11 protein-coding genes are annotated in these 13,582 nt (G+C 72.1%); 8 read left to right on the forward strand and 3 right to left on the reverse strand.

Annotated features, from left to right (window positions below; all coding sequences use genetic code 11):
* Nucleotides 1-13: 13 nt before the first annotated feature.
* The gene (locus O2L52_RS16650; RefSeq protein ID WP_270116871.1) at nucleotides 14-640 is read right to left on the reverse strand and encodes an acyl-CoA-like ligand-binding transcription factor; all 627 of its coding nucleotides are present in this window, start codon (nucleotides 638-640) and stop codon (nucleotides 14-16) included.
* Nucleotides 641-729: 89 nt separating this feature from the next.
* Entirely contained in the window at nucleotides 730-1,755 is a 1,026-nt protein-coding gene (locus O2L52_RS16655) for a lactonase family protein (protein WP_270116872.1), read from the reverse strand.
* A 121-nt stretch (nucleotides 1,756-1,876) separates the two neighbouring features.
* Here O2L52_RS16655 and msrB point away from each other — a divergent pair, with 121 nt between their 5' ends.
* The 3 genes from msrB to hrpB all read left to right on the forward strand — a co-directional run bounded on the left by msrB (nucleotide 1,877) and on the right by hrpB (nucleotide 6,835).
* Complete coding sequence (gene msrB, locus O2L52_RS16660; RefSeq protein WP_270116873.1) at nucleotides 1,877-2,287, forward strand: peptide-methionine (R)-S-oxide reductase MsrB; 411 nt, start codon at nucleotides 1,877-1,879, stop codon at nucleotides 2,285-2,287.
* A gap of 173 nt (nucleotides 2,288-2,460) precedes the next feature.
* Nucleotides 2,461-4,068, forward strand: a complete 1,608-nt coding sequence (locus tag O2L52_RS16665) for a serine/threonine protein kinase (protein ID WP_270116874.1) — start codon at nucleotides 2,461-2,463, stop codon at nucleotides 4,066-4,068.
* Nucleotides 4,069-4,159: 91 nt separating this feature from the next.
* Nucleotides 4,160-6,835 carry an ATP-dependent helicase HrpB gene (gene hrpB, locus O2L52_RS16670; protein ID WP_270116875.1) on the forward strand — a complete coding sequence of 892 codons (2,676 nt, stop codon included), beginning with the start codon at nucleotides 4,160-4,162 and terminating at the stop codon, nucleotides 6,833-6,835.
* Between the two features lie 40 nt (nucleotides 6,836-6,875).
* Here hrpB and O2L52_RS16675 read toward each other — a convergent pair whose 3' ends face one another.
* Nucleotides 6,876-7,601 carry a M50 family metallopeptidase gene (locus tag O2L52_RS16675; RefSeq protein ID WP_270116876.1) on the reverse strand — a complete coding sequence of 242 codons (726 nt, stop codon included), beginning with the start codon at nucleotides 7,599-7,601 and terminating at the stop codon, nucleotides 6,876-6,878.
* 107 nt (nucleotides 7,602-7,708) lie between these two features.
* Between O2L52_RS16675 and O2L52_RS16680 the strand changes: the two genes are divergently transcribed.
* The 5 genes from O2L52_RS16680 to O2L52_RS16700 all read left to right on the forward strand — a co-directional run bounded on the left by O2L52_RS16680 (nucleotide 7,709) and on the right by O2L52_RS16700 (nucleotide 13,500).
* A complete protein-coding gene (locus tag O2L52_RS16680; protein WP_270116877.1) occupies nucleotides 7,709-8,164 on the forward strand; it encodes a hypothetical protein in 456 nt (151 codons plus the stop codon).
* 231 nt (nucleotides 8,165-8,395) lie between these two features.
* Complete coding sequence (locus O2L52_RS16685) at nucleotides 8,396-9,868, forward strand: glycoside hydrolase family 16 protein (RefSeq protein WP_270116878.1); 1,473 nt, start codon at nucleotides 8,396-8,398, stop codon at nucleotides 9,866-9,868.
* A 382-nt stretch (nucleotides 9,869-10,250) separates the two neighbouring features.
* Nucleotides 10,251-11,516, forward strand: a complete 1,266-nt coding sequence (locus O2L52_RS16690) for an ABC transporter substrate-binding protein (protein ID WP_270116879.1) — start codon at nucleotides 10,251-10,253, stop codon at nucleotides 11,514-11,516.
* Between the two features lie 56 nt (nucleotides 11,517-11,572).
* Nucleotides 11,573-12,568 carry a carbohydrate ABC transporter permease gene (locus O2L52_RS16695; RefSeq protein WP_270116880.1) on the forward strand — a complete coding sequence of 332 codons (996 nt, stop codon included), beginning with the start codon at nucleotides 11,573-11,575 and terminating at the stop codon, nucleotides 12,566-12,568.
* Nucleotides 12,565-13,500 (forward strand): carbohydrate ABC transporter permease, encoded by a 936-nt coding sequence (locus O2L52_RS16700; protein ID WP_270116882.1) that lies wholly within the window; start codon nucleotides 12,565-12,567, stop codon nucleotides 13,498-13,500. The genes O2L52_RS16695 and O2L52_RS16700 overlap by 4 nt, the downstream gene beginning before the upstream one ends.
* Nucleotides 13,501-13,582 lie beyond the last annotated feature (82 nt).

The raw sequence follows: 13,582 nt of genomic DNA on the forward strand, positions 1-13,582 counted from the left end.
CTATGGGGTGTGGTTATGCGTCTGGTTCGGGGCCCTCGGGGAGGGGCCGGGCGATGCCGGCCTCCATCTGCGCGAACGCCTGGGTGATGGCTTCGGCGAGGGTGCGTCCGCGGGGGTTGGCGAACCAGTCCTCGTTGGAGATCTTCATGGTGACCAGGGCGCTGCCCAGCACGAGGCGGGGGTACGGGTGGTCGGTGCTGCGCCCGGTGGCCTCGGCGACGATCCCGAGGAGTTCGGCGAACAGCTCCATGAACTGGCCGGCCTGGACCTTGATGAGCTCGGGCGAGCTGTGGATGAGCTCTTCGCGGCACTGCATCTGGGCGATGTCGAACCGCTCGTCCATGCGCATGCCGACGCAGGCGTCGCGCAGGGCGTCCCACACGGGCTGCTGCGCGGCGCGGTCGCGTACGGCGGCGATGAACTCCCCGGTGACCTCGTTGAAGTCGTGGAGGAAGGCCGCTTCCTTGTTCGGGAAGTAGTTGTGGAAGGTGCGGGTGGAGACCCCGACCTCGGCGGCGATCTCGTCCGCGGTGACCGCGTCGAGGCCGCCTTTGCTCACGGCCAGGCGGAGCGTGGCGTCGCTGAGGGCCGCCTTGGTGGCGGCCTTCTTGCGTTCGCGGAGTCCAGACTGGTCGGCCATAGGAGCAACCCTAGTGGGAGTTGCTCACGTTCACAAGATGCAAATGAAGAAATTTTGCAGCAGGCGCAAATTTTCCTGGTGGGAAGCGTTTATGTGAGCGGAGCCACGCAGGTGACGCCCGGGACCGTCCATTCGGTCGCCGGCTCGGACGCGCCCGACGGATCGACCCGCATGACCTGGCCGGAGTGCTGGCAGGCCACGAGCAGCGTCCCGTCGCCGGTGAGCACGGCGTCGCGGGGCCAGGCCCCGCCCACGGGCACCGTGCGCACGAGCGCACCGTCGGCCGGGTCGATGACGGCGACCTGGTCGCTCCCCCGCACCGTGACGTACACGAGGCCGCGCTCGGGGTCGGGGACCACGGCCGCCGGGAGCGGCTGCGGCGCGTCCTCTTCGAGGCCGATGTCCGGCAGGGCCGCGAAGTCGGCGACCTCGCCGCTCGGCAGGGGCACCGGGTCGCCGAAGGCGAAGACGGCCGAGTGCTCGTCGAAGGTGCCGACCGCGACCGCGTTCGACAACTCTCCCACCACGATCGCGCGGTCGCCCACGAACGCCAGGTGGCGCGGCCCGAATCCGGGCTCGAGCGCGGTGGCCGCGGCCGGGGTGAGCTTGCCGTCCTCGCCGAGGTCGAACGCGTGGATGCGGTCGGCGCCCAGATCGACGGCCAGGACGCGTCCCATGTGACATACCACCTGGTGCGCGTGCGGGCCGGTCTGGCGGTCCGCGTGCGGGCCGGTGCCTGAGAGATTGAAGACGTCGGTGGCCTCGCCCAGGGTGCCGTCCTCGCCGATCGGCAGGACCGCGACCGAGCCGCCGCCGTCGCCGTCGCCGTAGTTGGCGACCAGCAGCCAGCGCCCGGTCGGGTCGACGGTGCCGTGGCAGGGGTTGTCGCCGCCGGTGGACTGGCCCTGGCCGGCCCGGTCGAGCGCGAAGTCCTCGCCGAGGCGCCAGGCCGCGGCGAAGCCGGGTTCGGTGTGGGTGAGGGTGTAGACCGCTTCGGGGCCGACGTGGACCCACGTCGGGTTGACCACCGCCGCCGCCGCGCCGAGTCCGTCGGGGCCGGCCACGATGAGCCCGGGGCCGCCTTCAGTGGTGTAGTCGCCTAGGAGGTACCGCATGTGCCCGATCCTAGCGGCCCGCCGAAGCGGCGACGCGCGCTCGGGCTCCTCGCGTCCGCGCAGGGGCTCCCGGCCCGGCGGGGAGGAGACGGCGCGGGCTCCGGCTCCTACACTTGAGGGCATGGCCGAGGACAGCAAGACCGACGCGCAATGGCGCGAGCAGCTCAGCCGCGACGAGTACAAGGTGCTGCGCGAAGGCGGCACCGAGGCGCCGTGGACGGGCGAGTACGTCGACGAGAAGCGCCGGGGCGTCTACCGGTGCCGCGCGTGCGGCGCCGAGCTGTTCGCCTCCGACACGAAGTTCGACTCCCGGTGCGGGTGGCCTTCCTTCTGGACGCCCATGGCCGGCGACAGCGTGCGGCTCCTCGAGGACGACAGCCTCGGCATGCGCCGCACCGAGGTGCGGTGCGCCAACTGCGACTCGCACCTCGGCCACGTGTTCTACGGCGAGGGCTGGGACAACCCGGACGACGCCCGGTTCTGCATCAACTCGATCAGCCTCACCCTGGAGCCGGTCGCCGACACGCAGTGAGGCGGGCCGGTCCTGTTGGGCGCGAACCGCTCCGGGCAGTGCCATATCACATGTCACACGGTGCGGCCGTGCTGAACGCGCCCCGCTGCGCCCGGCCGCCCTCAGGCGCCCTCGCGCGTCCCGACTAAGCTCTCCCACGTCCCCTGCTCCCCTAATCAGAAGCGAGGCCGAGGGTGGAACCCGGGAACCTGATCGCTGGCCGTTACCGCCTAGAGCAGCGCCTCGCCGCGGGCGGCATGGGCGCGGTGTGGCGCGGCACCGACACCCGGCTCAACCGCGTGGTCGCCGTCAAACTCCTCCACTCGGGGCTGTCCGGCAACGACCGGTTCCGGGCCCGCTTCCACCAGGAGGCGCAGGCCGTCGCGCAGCTGCAGTCCCCCGGGATCGTCAGCCTCTACGACTACGGCGAGGAGCACGCCCCCGAAGGGCTCGTCTCCTACCTCATCATGGAGCTCGTGCGCGGACAGGCGCTCGACACCGTGCTGCGCGAGCGGGGCCGCCTGTCCCCCAACGAGACGCTGAAGATTATGGCGTCCTCGGCCGAGGCGCTCCACATCGCCCACCAGGCGCACATCATCCACCGCGACATCAAGCCGGGGAACCTGCTCGTCGGCTCCGACGGCACCGTCAAGATCGTCGACTTCGGCATCGCCGCCGCCAAGGGCGGCGCCGGGCTCACCGAGACCGGCACCGTCATGGGCACCCTCGCCTACGCCTCGCCCGAGCAGCTCCAGGGCTCGCAGCTCACCGGCGCGACCGACCTGTACTCGCTGGGCATCGTCGGCTACGAGTGCCTCGCCGGACGGCCCCCGTTCGCGGGCAACGAGCCGACCGCCGCGATCGCCGGCCACCTCACCGGCCAGCCCGCCCCGCTCCCTCCCGACGTCCCCGCGCCGATCGCCCAGATCATCATGCGCTGCCTGGCGAAGGACCCCCGCCAGCGCTTCGCCTCGGCCGCCGAGCTCGCGCAGGTCTGCAAGTCCGGCGGCATGGGCGGCGGCACGACGGCGATCCTCGCCCCCGCGCCGAGCCCCTACCAGTCCGGCCAGTCGCCGCAATCGTTCCAGCAGTCGCCGTCCACCCAGGTGATGACGCCGGGCGGGGTCGGGGCCATGGCCGCCGGCGTCGCGCCCGCCCACACCTCGGTCCAGCCGGTGCACCGCGACGAGTACGGCAGCCCCACGACCGGCCAGTACGGCGCCGGCGGCCCGCCCGAGCGCCCGCTGCCGCCGCCGCGCGATGCGGAGGAGCCCAAGCGCAACCCGACCGGTCCGATCCTGGTCGTCGTGGCCGGCATCGCGGTGCTCGTCATCGCCCTGTTCCTCCTGAAGCCCTGGGACAACAGCGGCGACGATGACGACAGGACCGCCGGCGAGGACACCGCCGGCACCTCGCAGGCCGAGGCGACCGAGGAGAACACCGAGGTCGCCGAGGAGTCCAGCGACGACTCCGGCGACTCCGAAGAGGACGACTCGGACAACAACAACAACGAGGACGAGGAGACGACCTCCGACGAGCAGACCTCCGAGGACGCCCCCCACCTCGTCGAGATCGACGACTACACCGGCCGGGACGTCAACGACGCCATGGACGAGCTCGAGGGCGACGGCTTCACCTCGGTCACGGCGGTCCCCACCGCCACCGAGACCGGCGAGTACGACACCTGCGAGGTGCTCTTCCAGAATCCCGAGGCCGGCAGCGAGGTCGGCTCCGAGACCGAGATCGAACTGAGCTACGTGGCCAACGACGAGTCCTGCCCGGACGGCGTCGCCGCCGGCTGATCCGGCTCGGACCATCGACGACACGGACGAGGTGCGCCCGCTCACCTCGTCCGGTCGCCGCTCCTGACGGGCCTCGGCGAGAATGGTCGGCATGCCGCAACCGCCCGCGCTGCCCGACCTGCCGATCCGCGACGCCCTGCCCGCGCTCGTGGAGGCCGTGGCCCGCACCGGAACCGCGGTGCTCGCCGCGCCTCCCGGCACCGGCAAGACCACGCTCGCGCCGCTCGCCCTCGCCGGCCTCATCCCCGCGGACGGCAGTGACGCGTCACGTGTGACACGTGATGTGCCACAGCGCCGCGTCCTCGTGGCCGAACCGCGGCGGCTCGCCACCCGGGCGGCCGCCGTGCGCATGGCCGCGATCCTCGGCGAGCAGGTCGGCGGGCGCGTCGGGTACCAGATCCGGGGCGAGTCCCGGCGGTCCGCCGCCACCCGCGTGGAGGTCGTGACCACCGGGGTCCTCCTCAACCGGCTGATCGCCGATCCGGAGCTGCCCGGCGTCGACCTCGTGGTCCTCGACGAGTGCCACGAGCGCCACCTCGAGACCGACACCGCCTGCGCGTTCCTCGCCGAGACCCGCCGGTTCCTGCGCCCCGAACTCGGCCTGGTCGCCGCCTCCGCGACCGCCGACATCGGCCTCTGGACGGCCCTGCTCGGCACCGAGGACGCCCCCGCACCCGCCGTGAGCTCCGAGCCGATGCGCCACCCCGTCCAGATGCACTGGGCCGCACCGCGAGAGCGCGTCAACGCCCCTGACGGCATGCGGGTCGACCCGCGGTTCCTCGCCCATGTGGCCCACACGGTCGAACGCGCCCTGGACGCCGATGACGGCGACCTCCTGGTCTTCCTTCCCGGCGCCGCCGAGATTCGTCGCGTCGCTGAGCGCTTGTCGCACTTGACTACCGAAAACCTCGGAGTCGATATATATCAATTGCATGGCTCGGTTGCGTCGGCCGAACAGGACCGTGCGCTCACGGCAAGCCCCCACCGCCGCCGGATCGTCCTCGCCACCGACATCGCCGAGTCCAGCCTCACCGTCCCCGGCGTGCGGATCGTGGTCGACGCCGGCCTCGCCCGCCGGCCCCTCATCGACCACGCCCGCGGACTGCCGGGCCTGACCACCGCCTACGCCTCCCGCGCCGCCGCCGACCAGCGCGCGGGCCGCGCCGGACGCGAAGGCCCCGGCGCGGTCTGGCGCTGCTGGAGCGAAGCCGAGCACCTCCGCCGCGCCGCCCAGCCCGCCCCTGACATCGCCTGCTCCGACCTCACCGCGTTCCGCCTCCAGACCGCCTGCTGGGGCACCCCCGTCGCAGACCTGGCCCTGCCGGGGCCACCGCCCGCCGGCGCGATCGAAGCGGCCGAGGCGACCCTGCGCTCGCTGGGCGCCGTCGACGACGACGGCGCGGCGACCGCTCGGGGCCGGGCGCTCGCCCGCATGGGCGTCCACCCTCGGCTCGCACGCGCACTCCTCGACGGGGCCACGCGGGTCGGCGCCGAGAAGGCCGCCGAAGTCGCCGCGCTCCTCAACCTCGACCGCCGCGCGCGAGGCGACGACCTCCTCGCCCAGTGGCGCCGGCTCCGCACCACCCGCGACCGCCAGTGGGAATCCGAGGTCAAACGCCTGAACCGGGCCTTGTCGAGCGCCCGGAGCGCTGACGGCGCGACCGAGGAGCGAACCGCTGCGACGCAGGGCCGAGGGCCTGCGCGGACGTCCGCATCGGGATCCGCCCCGCGGCGCGTCGCGGTCGGCGACGACGAGGCCGCCGCCACCGTCATCGCGCTCGCCTTCCCCGAACGGGTCGCCAAACGCCAAGGGGGCCAGGCGTTCACCCCGATCAAGGGCCGGGCGAACGAGACGAACCGGCCCGGCGTGGCCGTGACCGCGGGCCAGTGGCGCACCGTCGCCGGGACCGGCGCGGTCGCCGCCGAAGGCTCCTCACTCGCCGGGAGCCCGTGGCTCGCCATCGCCGACGCCGACCGCTCCCCCGGCCGCGCCGCCGCGATCATCCGCGCGGCCGTCCCCATCGACGGCGAACTCGCCTGCGAACTGGTGGGCGACAGCGTCACTGAGCGCGTCGAATGGGACCCCGAGCGCCGCGACGTGGCCGCGCGGCGCGTGCGCTCGCTCGGCGCGATCGAGGTGTCCGCCGAGCCGCTGCGCCAGGCCGATCCGGCACTGGTCGCCGCAGCCCTCGCCGAAGGGCTGCGGCGCGAAGGCCTGGGCCTGCTCCACTGGTCGGAGGAGTCCAAGCGGCTGCGCGACCGCATGGCGTTCTGCCGCAGGGCGATCGGGGAGCCGTGGGCCGAAGTGTCGGACGCCGCGCTCAGTGCGGGCACCGACTGGCTGGAGCCGTGGTGGTCACGCGCCCGGCGCAGGTCCGATGTGGAGCGGATCCCGGTCGGGCAGGCGCTGCGGAACCTCCTGCCGTGGCAGGCGGGCATCGACGAGACCGCACCCGAGACGCTCGCGGTGCCCACCGGCCGCGAGGCCCGCGTCGACTACACCGGTGAGGTCCCGGTGCTGGCCGTCAAGCTGCAGGAGATGTTCGGGGCCGTCGACACCCCGCGCATCGCGGGCGTGCCGGTGCTCCTGCACCTGCTGAGCCCGGCCGGGCGGCCGCTCGCGGTGACCGCCGACCTCCGCTCGTTCTGGGAAGGGCCCTACCGGGACGTGCGCAAGGAGATGCGCGGCCGCTACCCCAAGCACCCGTGGCCCGAGGATCCGTACTCGGTGGCGCCGACCGCGAGGACCAAGCGGCACCTGCGCTGAACCGGAACGCGCTACGCGGCGCGGATCCATTCAGCAGTGCTCACGGCCAATCCCCGACGGGCAGCAGCATGGAGGTGCCCCACAGCGCCGACGCGATCGTCGCGAGCGCGAACAGGAAGATCCAGCCGCCGGCGGGCATCGCGGTGATCCCGGCGAGCTGGTCGGCGTCCGACTGGCCCGCGCCGTGCCTGCGGCGGCGGCGCCGCGAGCCCAGCTCCAGCACCGGCATCACGGACCCGAGCAGCAGGAGCCACGCCCCGAGGTAGGCCGCGACGGTCTGCACGATCGCGTTGCCGTACCAGGTGGCGGCGAAGACGCCCGCGCCGACGACGATCAGCGCCAGCGCGCCGTACCAGTTGCGGATGAACACGAGCATGACCGCCAAGAGCACCACCGTGATCCACAGGAGCAGGACGATGCGTCCGGCGCCGGTGAGGGCGGCGGCGAGGAGGCCGAGGGCGGCGGGGGCGATGTAGCCGGCGAAGAGGGTCATGGCGGCGCCGAAGCCGGTGGGCCTGCCGCGGGAGAAGGTCAGGCCGGAGGTGTCGGCGTGGAGGCGGATGCCGGTGAGGCGGCGGCGCATGAGGACGGCCATGAGCGCGTGCCCGCCTTCGTGCGCGATCGTGACCAGGCCGCGGGTCCAGCGCCACAAGGGGGTGTAGAGGACGGCGGCGGCCGCGGCGGCCAGGCAGGCGAGCATGACCCAGACGGGCGGGGCGTCCTGGGTCTGGGCGAGCGTGTCGATGACGGTCTCGATGGGTTCCACTGGGCCTCAGACTTTAGGGGTGAATCGGTCGCGCGGTGAAGGATGATCGTAGCCGCGCCCGTATGGTAGAGGGGGTAGAGGCACCTCCTCGTGGAAGGACGGCCCCCATGGGCACCGACGACCGCTCCGATCCTCACCTGAACTTCCTCGAGACGACCGACCGGCTCGTGGAGGACCTGGCGATGCACAACCTCAAGGCCCGCGAGAAGCTGCGGGAGGGCATCGCGTGGCTGGAGGCCCGCCGGGCGGACGCGGACCCCGCCGAGAACGCCGACATCGAGATCCTGCTGGCGCAGTGCCATGACGCGCTCAAGCGGATGGAGTCGCTGCGGGGCGCCTACCAGGATGTTCGGGCGATAAACGCGGCGGCGCACGCCGAGCACGTGGAGTGGCTGGAGAAGCGGATGCTGGGCGGCACCGAGTCGCCCGAGGAGCTGCGGGAGCGGCAGGTGCGGCTGGAGCGGTTGCGGGAGGAGCGCCAGGCGCGGATGGGCGATCTGCAGCGGCGCTCGCGGGAGGCGCGGCAGCCGCCGGCGGCCGAGGGCGACGAGGACCCGCACTGAAGCCACGAGGTCGCTTCGCCGGGAAGTGACCGTTCACCATGGGCTGCAAGGGCTTACCGGCGGCGATGGACGCCCGGCCGGTAACGGTTCGGCCACAACCCATTGACATGTACCGATTCGTTCGGTAGGAATGAATCCTGAACCGAATGAGAGAGCGCTCTCTCAAGATCGATCTGGAGCCAGATCAGACCTGAGAGAGCGATATCTCGAACCCTCGGCAAAGGAGCCGTCATGGCACGAGTGCAGACCTCCGAACGACAGCATCCACCCCGGTCTCCCCGGCACCGATCCACGAAGCGCAGGCTCGCCCGAGTCGTCGCCGCCCTCACCGCGGGCGCCGCGGTGATCGCGGCGGCGGGACTCACCGTCGCGAACGCCGGCGCCCAGGAGTCCCCCGAGGCCGCCCAGGCCTGGAACCTGGCCTGGTCCGACGAGTTCAACGGCGCGAACGGATCGCAGCCGTCGACCGCCGACTGGATCTACGACATCGGGCACGGCTACCCCGGCGGGCCCGGCAACTGGGGCACCGGCGAGATCGCCGCCCACACGAACAGCCCGGCGAACGTCTCCATGGACGGCAACGGGAACCTCGAGATCACCGCCCTGCGCGACTCGGCCGGGCAGTGGACCTCGGCGCGGATCGAGACCGTCCGGGCCGACTTCAAGCCGCCGTCGGGCGGGACGCTCAAGGTCGAGGGGCGGCTCCAGCTGCCGCAGGTGGCCGGCGAGGCGGCGCTCGGCTACTGGCCCGCGTTCTGGTCCATGGGGGCGCCGTTCCGCGGCAACCACTGGAACTGGCCGGGCATCGGCGAGATCGACTTCATGGAGAACGTGAACGGTCTGGACTGGACGTTCGGGACGCTCCACTGCGGCGTGGCCCCGGGCGGCCCGTGCAACGAGTTCAACGGGCTCGCCGGGCAGACCTACTGCGGCGGTTCGTGCCACAGCGGCTTCCACACCTACGGGATGGAGTGGGACGAGTCGGGGGCCGCCGGCCAGCTGCGCTGGTACGTGGACGGAACGCTGTTCCACACCATCGACGAGGGCGACCTGCCGGCGGACACGTGGGCCCAGATGACCGACCACGCCGGGTACTTCCTCCTGCTGAACCTGGCGATCGGCGGGGCCTTCCCCGACGGCGTGTCCGGGCGGACCACGCCCACCGCGGCCACGGTCCCCGGGCATTCGATGCTCGTCGACTACGTGCGGGTGTACACGGCCGCGGGCGACGGCACGGGCAATCCGACCGACCCGCCCACGACCGTCGACCCGACCGACCCGCCCGGTGACGGCATCGACGCCTACAGCCCCATCCAGGCCGAGGCGCACGTCGACCAGAGCGGCACCGGCACGGAGAACACCGCCGACACGGGCGGCGGCCAGAACGTGGCGTGGATCGGGAACGGCGACTGGCTCCGGTTCGACGACGTCGACTTCGGCTCGCAAAGGCCGATCGACTTCGTGGCCCGGGTGGCCTCCGGGGCCGGCGGCAGCGTCAGCGGCCTCGTGGAGGTCCGGGTCGACAGCCGCACCTCCGCGCCGATCGGGTCGTTCGCGATCGCGAACACCGGAGGCTGGCAGCAGTGGCGGACGGTGCCCGCGAACGTCTCGGGGGTCACCGGCGTCCACGACGTCTACCTGACCTTCACCAGCGGGCAGCCGAACGACTTCGTCAACCTCAACTGGTTCCACTTCCGGCACTGATCCGAGGGCGGGGGGGGGGGCGCGGTGCCGCCCGCCGCGCCCCCCCCCCCCCCCCCCCCCCCCCGGGGGCGCCCCTCCGTCCTGGTCCCGGGGGGGGGGCCGGGCCCCCCCCCCCCCCGCCCCCCCCCCTCCCGCCACTCCCCCACGGCAGTGGCATATGACATGTCACGCGTGACGCACCAAGGCACGCGCGACCACCACGACTTCGCGGGCCCTGAAGCACCGAATGGCCGAGGGGCCCGCGATCCAGGCTGAGAGAGCGCTCTCTCTGCCTGCTGCAAGCCCGGCCCGGCCGCTCCGGCGGCCAGGCCGCCACCGCACCCCGCGACCGACGCGGGGAGCGGATCCCTCACCACCCAGCGAACACAGTGGAGAACCACCGATGAACACCAGACCGATCCGAGCCGCCATGGCGGGTGCCGCCGCGGCGGCGCTCGCGCTGACCGCCGCATGCTCCGGCGGCGGGGACGACGACGGCAAGATCACCCTCAGCGTCGGCCTGTTCGGCGACTTCGGATTCGGGCCCCTCTACGAGGAGTACACGAAGCTGCACCCCGAGATCGAGTTCGAGGAGCGCATCGCCGAGTTCGCCGACCACCACACCAACCTGACCACCCACCTCGCGACCGGTTCGGGCACCGCCGACATCGAGGCCGTCGAGGTCGGCTACATCTCCCAGTACACCGCCCAGCCCGACCGCTTCCACAACCTCCTCGACCTCGGCGCGTCCGACCTCGAAGGCCAATGGCTGGACTGGAAGTGGCAGCAGGCCCTCTCCAAGGACGGCGAGGCCCTCATCGGGCTCGGCACCGACGTCGGCGGCATGGCCATGTGCTACCGCCGCGACCTCTTCGAGCAGGCCGGCCTCCCGGTCGAGCGCGACGAGGTCTCGGCGCTGTGGGCCGAGTCCTGGGAGGACTACGTGAACGTGGGCCGCCAGTACTCGGAGGCGACCGGCGGCGGCTACTTCTTCGAATCCTCGGGGAACATGTTCCGCGCCATGGTCGAGCAGGCCGACGAGGGCGTGTACGACCGCGAGGACAACCTCGTCGTCGAGTCCAACCCCGCCATCGGCGAGGCGTGGGACCTCACCGTGGAGGCCATCGAGGCGGGCATGTCCAACCGCCTCCAGGCCTGGACGCCCGAATGGAACGCCGGGTTCAACGAGGGCACCTTCGCGACCATCATCTGCCCGGCCTGGATGACCTCCTACATCGAGACGAACGCACCCGACTCGGTCGGGCTGTGGGACATCGCGACGGTGCCGGGCGGCGCCGGGAACATGGGCGGCTCGCACCTCGTGCTGCCCGCGGCGGGCGAGCACCCCCAGGAGGCGTACGCGTTCCTCGAGTGGCTCACCGCGCCCGAGCAGCAGCTCAAGGTCTTCGAGTCGACCGGGAACTTCCCGTCCACGCCTGCGCTGTACGAGGACCCGGCGCTCACCGGGATGACGAAGGCGTACTTCAACGACGCGCCGGTCGGGCAGATCTTCACCGCCGCGGCCCAGGCCGTCGAGCCGCAGTACCAGGGACCGCTCCAGGGCGACGTGCTCGCCACGATCGGCCAGGGCCTCGGCCGGATCGAGGACGGCAGCCAGACGCCTGAAGAGGCCTGGAGCCAGGTCGTCAGCGACCTCGAATCGTTCTAGCCCCTTGAGGGAGCGGGGCCGCGCGGCCCCGCTCCCGCCGACCTGAAAGCGACCCGATGACCATCGCCGCCAAGCCCGCCGCCGACCCGGCCGGCCGCTCCTCCCCCGCCGCAGGCCGCCCCCGCCCCGAGCGGCGCCGCTTCATGCACCTGCGCTACCGCCTCGACCTCAAGGCCTCGCCGTACCTGTACATCGCCCCGTTCTTCGCGCTGTTCGCCGTCTTCGGGCTCTTCCCGCTCGGCTACACCGCCTGGGTGTCCGCGCACGACTGGAGCCTGCTGTCGGACGAGCACGCGTACGTGGGGCTCGGCAACTACCAGACCCTCCTGAGCGACCCGTACTTCTGGAACGCCCTGGGCAACACGCTGTCCATCCTCCTGCTCGCCACCGTCCCGCAGCTGCTGGCGGCCCTGCTCCTGGCGCACCTGCTGACGCTGCGGCTGCGCGGGCAGACGTTCTGGCGCATGGGGATGCTGCTGCCGAACGTGGCCTCCGTGGTGGCCGTCGCCGTCATCTTCAGCCAGCTGTTCGGCCGCGACTTCGGGCTCGTCAACTGGGTCCTCGAATCGCTCGGGGCCGGGCGCGTCGACTGGCAGACCGGCAGTGCCACGTCACATATCGCCATCGCGGTGATGGTGGCGTGGAAGTGGACGGGCTACAACGCGCTCATCTACCTCGCCGCGATGCAGGCCGTCCCGCGCGAGGTCTACGAGGCCGCGCACCTGGACGGCGCGTCGCGGATGCAGCAGCTGTTCCACGTCACGGTGCCGATGATCCGCCCCACCATCGTGTTCACGGTGATCGTCTCGACGATCTACGGACTGCAGATCTTCGCCGAGCCGCAGCTGTTCGGCGGCGGCGGTCCCAACGGCGTCACCGGCGGCGCCTCCCGGCAGTTCCAGACCCTCACGCTCTACCTGTACGAGCACGGCTTCAACCGCGGCTTCGAGTTCGGCTACGCCTCCGCGGTCGCGTGGACGATGTTCCTCGTCATCATCGTCATCGCCCTCCTCAACTACCTGTTCATCCGCCGCATCAGGAGCGCTTCATGACCCGCCCGGACCTCGCCGCCGCACCCGCGCCGGACACCGACTCCCGATGGGCCGGCCGCACAGCCTTGCCGGGCCGGCCGACCCATCGGGCCCGGGCCCGCATGCGGGCCCTGCGCGAGCAGCCGGGCCGCCTCGCCTACCTCACCATGGTGGCGGTGCTGTTCTTCTCGGGCTTCCCGCTGTACTACAGCTTCGTCGTCGCCTCCCGCGACAACTCGGCGCTGGCCCAGGTGCCGCCGCCGGTGCTGCCTGGGGCGAACCTCGTGGCGAACGTCGAGCGGGTCTTCGCGACGGTGCCGTTCGGCACGGCGCTGTGGAACTCGGCGGTCGTGAGCGTCTCGGTGACCGCGTCCGTGGTGTTCTTCTCGACGCTCGCCGGGTTCGCGTTCGCGAAGCTCGAGTTCAAGGGCGCCAAGGTGCTGCTGCTGGCGGTGGTCGCGACGATGATGGTGCCCGTGCAGTTGGGCGTCATCCCGCTGTTCATGCTCATGGTCGAGCTGGAATGGACGGACACGCTGTGGGCGGTCATCGCACCGGGCCTGGTGAGCGCGTTCGGGGTCTTCTTCATGACCCAGTACCTGCGGGGCGCCCTGCCGGGGTCGCTCATCGAGTCGGCCAGGATGGACGGCGCCTCGACGTTCCGGATCTTCTGGCAGATCGTGCTGCCCGCCGCGCGGCCCGCGGCCGTGGTGCTCGGCGTGCTGACATTCCTGACCTCGTGGAACGACTACTTCTGGCCGCTCATCGTGCTCTCGAGCCCGGAGCAGCAGACTGTGCAGGTGGCGCTGTCGACGCTCAGCGGCGGGTACGTGACCGACCAGGCGTTGGTGCTCACCGGGACCATGCTGGCTACGCTTCCTCTGCTGGCGGTGTTCGCGCTCTTGGGCAAGTACATGATCAGCGGGATCATGCAGGGCGCGGTCAAGGGCTGAGACGTACGGAGGCGGAAGCATGCGGCGAGCGGAGGCGGTGACCGGCGGCGGGGCGGGGGGGGGGGCCCCCCCCCGCCGCCCC

The organism is Glycomyces algeriensis, assembly GCF_027622855.1.
Lineage (GTDB): Bacteria > Actinomycetota > Actinomycetes > Mycobacteriales > Micromonosporaceae > Glycomyces > Glycomyces algeriensis.

Excerpts from the sequence above, each read along its gene's own strand:
- O2L52_RS16690 (WP_270116879.1), top strand. The coding sequence starts at position 10,251 with ATGAACACCAGACCGATCCGAGCCGCCATGGCGGGTGCCGCCGCGGCG.
- O2L52_RS16650 (WP_270116871.1), bottom strand. The coding sequence starts at position 640 with ATGGCCGACCAGTCTGGACTCCGCGAACGCAAGAAGGCCGCCACCAAG.
- O2L52_RS16695 (WP_270116880.1), top strand. The coding sequence starts at position 11,573 with ATGACCATCGCCGCCAAGCCCGCCGCCGACCCGGCCGGCCGCTCCTCC.
- O2L52_RS16700 (WP_270116882.1), top strand. The coding sequence starts at position 12,565 with ATGACCCGCCCGGACCTCGCCGCCGCACCCGCGCCGGACACCGACTCC.
- O2L52_RS16680 (WP_270116877.1), top strand. The coding sequence starts at position 7,709 with ATGGGCACCGACGACCGCTCCGATCCTCACCTGAACTTCCTCGAGACG.
- hrpB (WP_270116875.1), top strand. The coding sequence starts at position 4,160 with ATGCCGCAACCGCCCGCGCTGCCCGACCTGCCGATCCGCGACGCCCTG.
- O2L52_RS16685 (WP_270116878.1), top strand. The coding sequence starts at position 8,396 with ATGGCACGAGTGCAGACCTCCGAACGACAGCATCCACCCCGGTCTCCC.
- msrB (WP_270116873.1), top strand. The coding sequence starts at position 1,877 with ATGGCCGAGGACAGCAAGACCGACGCGCAATGGCGCGAGCAGCTCAGC.
- O2L52_RS16655 (WP_270116872.1), bottom strand. The coding sequence starts at position 1,755 with ATGCGGTACCTCCTAGGCGACTACACCACTGAAGGCGGCCCCGGGCTC.